This window comes from Paenibacillus marchantiophytorum (assembly GCF_014640555.1).
Taxonomy (GTDB): domain Bacteria; phylum Bacillota; class Bacilli; order Paenibacillales; family NBRC-103111; genus Paenibacillus_E; species Paenibacillus_E marchantiophytorum.
Genome location: NZ_BMHE01000102.1, coordinates 1 through 4,903 on the forward strand (window position 1 = coordinate 1; position 4,903 = coordinate 4,903).

General features: G+C 39.8%; 5 protein-coding genes and 1 pseudogene. 5 read left to right on the top strand and 1 reads right to left on the bottom strand.

Annotated features, from left to right (window positions below):
• Window positions 1-567 precede the first annotated feature (567 nt).
• The 5 genes and pseudogenes from IEY34_RS38020 (at window position 568) to IEY34_RS35835 (ending at window position 4,011) form a co-directional block, all read left to right on the top strand.
• Window positions 568-939 (top strand): Mu transposase domain-containing protein, encoded by a 372-nt coding sequence (locus IEY34_RS38020; protein WP_373291400.1) that lies wholly within the window; start codon window positions 568-570, stop codon window positions 937-939.
• On the top strand, window positions 875-1,174 hold the full coding sequence (locus IEY34_RS35820) for a hypothetical protein (protein WP_189020999.1): 300 nt from the start codon (window positions 875-877) through the stop codon (window positions 1,172-1,174). The genes IEY34_RS38020 and IEY34_RS35820 overlap by 65 nt, the downstream gene beginning before the upstream one ends.
• Window positions 1,175-1,826 (top strand): annotated as a pseudogene (locus IEY34_RS35825) (ATP-binding protein).
• Window positions 1,827-2,135: 309 nt separating this feature from the next.
• Window positions 2,136-3,536, top strand: a complete 1,401-nt coding sequence (locus IEY34_RS35830; protein WP_189021001.1) for an AAA family ATPase — start codon at window positions 2,136-2,138, stop codon at window positions 3,534-3,536.
• Window positions 3,523-4,011, top strand: a complete 489-nt coding sequence (locus IEY34_RS35835; RefSeq protein ID WP_189021003.1) for a hypothetical protein — start codon at window positions 3,523-3,525, stop codon at window positions 4,009-4,011. Before IEY34_RS35830 ends, IEY34_RS35835 begins: the two co-directional genes overlap by 14 nt.
• 387 nt (window positions 4,012-4,398) lie before the next feature.
• On the opposite strand, the gene IEY34_RS37455 is transcribed toward IEY34_RS35835, so the two are convergent.
• Window positions 4,399-4,554, bottom strand: coding sequence for a helix-turn-helix transcriptional regulator (locus tag IEY34_RS37455; RefSeq protein ID WP_189021005.1), 156 nt, complete (start codon window positions 4,552-4,554; stop codon window positions 4,399-4,401).
• Between the last annotated feature and the right edge of the window lie 349 nt (window positions 4,555-4,903).

The following is a 4,903-nucleotide window of genomic DNA, read 5'->3' on the forward strand; positions in this document are numbered from 1 at the left end:
CCACGATGCATATTCAGCGTAAGCCAGGTGAGCAAATGGAAGTCGACTGGGCCGCTCAGACCGCTTCTTTAGTGGACCGAGATACGGGGGAAATACTCCCGTATACATCTTTGTCGCCGCACTTCCGTGTAGCCAATATGCTTATGTAGAGGGTTTCCTATCGCAGAATCAAGAAAGCTGGATTTCTGCCCATGTTAACGCCTTTTCTCATTTTGGAGGCAGCCCAAAATTCTCGTGCCGGACAACCTTAAAACCGGTGTAGAACAATCCTCTTGGTATTCCCCTGTCATTAACAAGACTTATCAAGAAATGGCTGAGCATTACGGTACAGCCGTCATTCCAGCTCGTGTTCGAAAGCCAAAAGATAAGCCAAGTGTAGAAGGAACCGTTGGTATCATATTGACCTGGATCCTCGCTGCTTTACGCAAGAACACGTTCTACTCACTCAGTGAATTAAATGAGGCCATCGGAGACAAACTGGACACCTTCAATCGTAAACCCTTTTAGAAAAAGCCGGGCAGCAGGCACAGTGCGTTTCTTGACGAGGAAAAGCACACCCTGCAGCCGCTGCCCCTTACCGCGTACGAATGTGCCACCTGGAAAGTTGCCACTGTACAGTTTAATTATCACATAGCTGTAGACAATATGCATTACAGCGTTCCCTATGAATATATTAAACACAAGGTAGATGTCCGAATTACGAGGGGCGTCATCGAAGTGTTCTACAACCATCATCGCATTTGCTCACATCCTCGGCTCTATGGACGGCCTGGGCAGTATCACACCGTGTCCGATCACATGCCGGAAAAGCACAAACAATTTGTAGAATGGAATGCAGAACGCTTTGTATCGTGGGCTAAGCAAGTAGGCCCCAATGCAAGCAAGCGCCGCAATTCAGGCTATTCTCGCAGGCCATCGTGTGGAGCAACAAGGATTTAAAGCGTGCATGGGCGTACTAAAATTAGCAGACCGGTACTCGCTGGTTCGGCTTGAGTCCGCTTGTGCACGGGCTCTCAGCTATACGCCGAGTCCAAGTTACAAACAAATCAGCACCGTACTCAAATCAGGCCAAGACACACTTGAGGAAGCCGCCACAATTGAACAGCCAAGCCCTCCATCCGTTAGTCCGCATGGCTTCACTCACGGCTCAACCTACTATGGGAGGAAATCATAAATGCTAACCAACACAACGATCACCAAACTAAATGAAATGCGGCTAAGTGCCATGGCAGATTCCTTGCGTGAACAGATGCAAAATCCCTCGTACTCTAGTTTGGCTTTTGAAGAGCGCTTCGGACTTGTAGTAGATGCGGAGTGGGCAAGACGTAAGTCAAACCAATTAAACAGACTCATCAAGAAAGCAACGCTTCGTTATCCAAACGCTTGCGTAGAGGACATTGAGTATCATACTGACCGACGTTTAGAGCAATCCCAAATCCTAAGGCTCGCTACGGGTAATTACATTCATGAAAAGTTAAACGTCATTCTCATGGGGGCATCAGGCGCTGGTAAAACTTTTATCGGCTGTGCGCTTGGAAACGGCGCCTGCCGCCATCTCTATGCAACCAAGTACATTCGCTTACCGGAGCTACTAACCGACCTGGCCATAGCCCAAGGAGTCTAGAGATCTGCTGGAAATCATTGAGGCTCGGCATCAGAATGCCTCAACGATTTTCATCTCTCAATTTGCTCCCGAAGGAAGGCACGATAAAATCGGAGAACACACCATGGCAGACGCTATTTTAGACCGTATCGTTCATAATTTCTATCACATGCTCATCGGCGGCGAAGATTCGATGAGAAAACGAAAAGCACAGTTGATTTAAGCTAAGTATTACCAACGAGAGCCATCTATCCGCGGTGGCTCTCACCTCCGAGAGAGTGGCTCTATTTCATTAACGACGTGGCTCTAACTCGTTAACCCAGCGGCTCTGCCGCACCGAAATATTCACTAACAAAAGTTAATGGAACAAATGATGAATATTCTATAACTTATGTCAGATCGATAACGAAATTGAATAGTATATCGAGTGACGGAAAAATTTTCAATGATAAATTAGGAAAACTTTGGTAGTATAGGGTATGTTGAGAAAATTCTTACTTGGGTTTTCGAATTATATATTGCGGGGGACATTATGCAGAAAATTATAATAAAAAATTTTGGACCAATACGGGAATTGGAATTTAATTTGAATAAGTTCCAGATTTTTTTCGGTCCTCAAGCTAGTGGAAAAAGTACTCTTAGCAAATCAGTTTATTATTTTAAATCTATAAGAGATGAAATTTATGAATACATAGCAAATCATCTGCAAACAGATAGGGATAGGGTGTTGTCATATAATAATATTATTTATAAGTTGAATACTCGATTTAGATCATTATTTGGTTTTAATTACTTACAGGGCAATTTTTTTATGGAGTTTAACTATAGAGATGAATATTTTTTGAAACTTAAAAGAGTAAATAATCGTGATATTAACTTTAATTTTAGCAAACCATTTTCCAGCGATTTAAATAGAATTATTAGTTTAGTAAATTCTTATAAGGAGCAGTTGTCGAAAGAAAAAAGGAAGAGAGAAAGTCTAAGATCAATACTTGGGGTTCATCACAGGTCATTTTTAAACAAAATAAAATATATGCTTAATGATACCTTCGGTGACGATAGGGAAGTATTATATATTCCTGCTGGTAGAAGTCTAATTTCAACCCTCTCAAATAAGTTATTTCTCTTATTTCAAATATCGGAGCATGATAGAAATGTTGATAGTTTAATTCGAGAGTTCTCAGAAAAAATAATGGATACAAGGGATTACTTTGATAGAGATATAAATGAACTTATATACGAAAAAGAAGGTTCAACAGATGATGTAGATTACAAAAGAAAGTATTTTATGTTTGTTGAAATTCTAAGGAATATACTTGGCGGAGATTATAGGTTTATTGAAGGTAAAGATAGATTCTATATAAACCAAAGGAATTATATTCCGTTAAATTTCGCTTCCTCAGGACAACAAGAATCAGTATGGATACTTTATTTGATGATTTATTACTATCTAGAAAATAAAGATTGCTTTATTGTTATTGAAGAGCCTGAAGCGCACCTTTTTCCAAAAGCACAGCGGGATATGTTAATGGCAATTTCTTTATTCGTGAATAACAAAAATAATCAATGTATTATTACAACACATAGTCCTTATTTAGTATCTTCGATGAATAACTTACTTTACAGTCAACATATAAATAAAATGTATGGTAGATCCGATCTTGCGATTGATCAAGAATTTTGGATTGACCCGCAAAGTGTTGTCGCTTTATTCCTATCAAAAGGATCCGTTGAGAATATGATGGATGATGAAACTATGTTATTGACCTCGAAATATATAGATACTGTTTCTGAATTGAATAGTGATGAGTTTGAGGCAATGTACAGAATAGAGATGGAGGAGGGCAATACAGTCAATTTTGATTTTGATAATGAAGAAAGCGAATTGATTAATTGGTTCATGTCGGAGGGGCAACAAGATGACGACAAATAGAGTTGCAACTTCTGACGACTGTATTGTAACCTCATGGAACGCTTGTGAACTAGAAAATAATAATAGAAGTAGAAGTAATATTGTACTTAAGGATAGAGGAGCAAAATCTCAATATAGAGGCATGAATAATAATAGAGAAGAGTTTTATACATTTCAGGTTGATGGGTGTATAGTACAACAGGGCAGGAAATGTGATTTTCTATTATTGGATGACAAAAATAAGGTAGCCAGGTTAATTGAGTTAAAAGGGTTAGATTACCCACATGGTGCTTCACAAATTGTGGAGACAATGAAACAACTCGGGAAGACTTTAAAGGGATTGGGATACAATCAATTCTTAGGAAGAATAGCTTCTTCGAAGTCTCCACATATTAACGATTCAGAGTATATTAAATTAAAAAGGGCTGTATATAACGCATGCCAAGTCGATTTAGTTATAAAAGGTAACAACCGCTTCGATGAGACACTAACATAAAACTTCATAATTATCTTCAACCATTGGAATTGCATCCCCTGCTTGATGGGTTGCTTCATCACTAGTGAGGTGGATGCAAGTGAGTAGTTCCCTGTGTTCCCACTCCTTTTGGGGACTGGAGTGTTACATCAACCAGAGCATAAGATACAGTTATCGTCTATTATTTGTTTTAGTTGGGAAGGTAAGAAATCAAAGTGTGAGGTGCAGGTGATGCATCTCTTTTTTTTATGCAATTAAGGGAGATTGAATCAATTGGAATGTATCTGATGAAATAGGTTCAGGTTCCCAAAGGCAGTACTGGAAACGTGATGATAAAAAAGGAATTATCAAAGTGCTTTTATAGAACGTAGTTTCAAAATACCTCAGAAAGCGAACGATTAAATGTCTTCAATGTTTTATAAATTGTTTAGGTGTGTCGCCATAGGTACGTTTAAAAATCCGAATAAAATAACTAGTCTCCATTCCTAATTGATGGGCCACTTGTTCAACCGTGATACCAGGATTCTCTTGAAAAAGCTGAAGTGATGAATATTTCGGTGCCATAGAGCCATCGACTTAAGTGAGAGCCACCACGTTAATCTATTAGAGCCACTATGTTAGTAGAGAGAGCCGCCCCGTTGGTAGAATGTACAGATGTGCGTCTGCCTAGCAAGTGCACAAATACCAACGGGAGGTCATATCAAAATGACCAAATATTGAGAAATTTTAAGGCTCAATAGCATGGGGCTGAGTCAGTGCAGTATCGCTTCAAGTATTCAATGCTCACGCAACACCGTCTCCGAGGTGTTACAACGTGCAAACGAAAAAGAGCTATCATGGCCACTACCGGAGGATGTGGCAGAAGCCGACCTTCAGTATCTCTTGTTTCCAGAGAAGGCTCAGACATCTTCCC

Excerpts from the sequence above, each read along its gene's own strand:
- IEY34_RS35820 (WP_189020999.1), top strand. The coding sequence starts at position 875 with ATGCAAGCAAGCGCCGCAATTCAGGCTATTCTCGCAGGCCATCGTGTG.
- IEY34_RS35835 (WP_189021003.1), top strand. The coding sequence starts at position 3,523 with ATGACGACAAATAGAGTTGCAACTTCTGACGACTGTATTGTAACCTCA.
- IEY34_RS35830 (WP_189021001.1), top strand. The coding sequence starts at position 2,136 with ATGCAGAAAATTATAATAAAAAATTTTGGACCAATACGGGAATTGGAA.
- IEY34_RS37455 (WP_189021005.1), bottom strand. The coding sequence starts at position 4,554 with ATGGCACCGAAATATTCATCACTTCAGCTTTTTCAAGAGAATCCTGGT.